The organism is Streptomyces viridochromogenes (assembly GCF_001270495.1).
GTDB classification, from domain to species: Bacteria; Actinomycetota; Actinomycetes; order Streptomycetales; family Streptomycetaceae; genus Streptomyces; species Streptomyces viridochromogenes_A.
This window is the reverse complement of record NZ_LGUR01000096.1, coordinates 1-656: the sequence shown is the minus strand read 5'-3', so window position 1 is coordinate 656 and position 656 is coordinate 1. Positions and strand designations below refer to the sequence as shown.

The following is a 656-nucleotide window of genomic DNA, read 5'->3' as shown; positions in this document are numbered from 1 at the left end:
GTGTAGGTGGTGGAGGCGGTGGCGGTGGTCGTCGCGAGGGGCGTGCCGGGGAACGCGGCTCCCTTGAGGCGGCGGTAGACCCGGTATCCCGCGAGGTCCATCTCCTTGTTCTTGGACCAGGTGAGTTTGGTCTTGCCGGTGGCTGTGTCGTACGAGACCGAAGTCCCGGTCGGGGCAAGGGGTTTGACCTTGTCGATGGTGGCGGAGGTGCGGGGGGTGTAGGTGTGTTTGACCTTGGCGCTGCCGGTCCAGTTGGCGTAGTCGACGCGGAGGGTGTGCTTGCCGGCGGGGATGGTGATGTTGACGGTCTTGGAGACGGTGGTGGAGGTGTTCTTCCACAGGTCGATCTTGCGGGTGCCGTCGAGGTAGACGCGGATGCCGTCCAGGGCGGAGGCGGTGAGGGTGAAGGGGCCGCCGGAGCCGAAGTCGCGGGTGACGCTCCAGCGGACGGCGAAGTTGTCCTTGGGGAGTCCGGAGGCGGGGGCGTTGGTGCCCCAGTTCTGGTCGATGGTGGTGTCGCAGTCCGTCTTCTTCGGGGTGCCGGAGAAGGTGGTGTTGGCGAAGAACTGGCGTTTGAAGACGGGCGAGGTGCAGGTCACGGCGGCGGAGGCGGTGGGGGCCGTGGTGAGCAGGGTGCCGGCGGTGGCGAGCACGAC

The 656-nt window shown here is 67.4% G+C and carries 1 protein-coding gene; it reads right to left on the bottom strand.

Annotation, left to right across the window (positions count from 1 at the left end; translation table 11 throughout):
• Positions 1 to 656 (bottom strand): PA14 domain-containing protein (locus ADK36_RS10820; protein ID WP_234329734.1); only part of this gene is annotated, 656 nt, incomplete at both ends.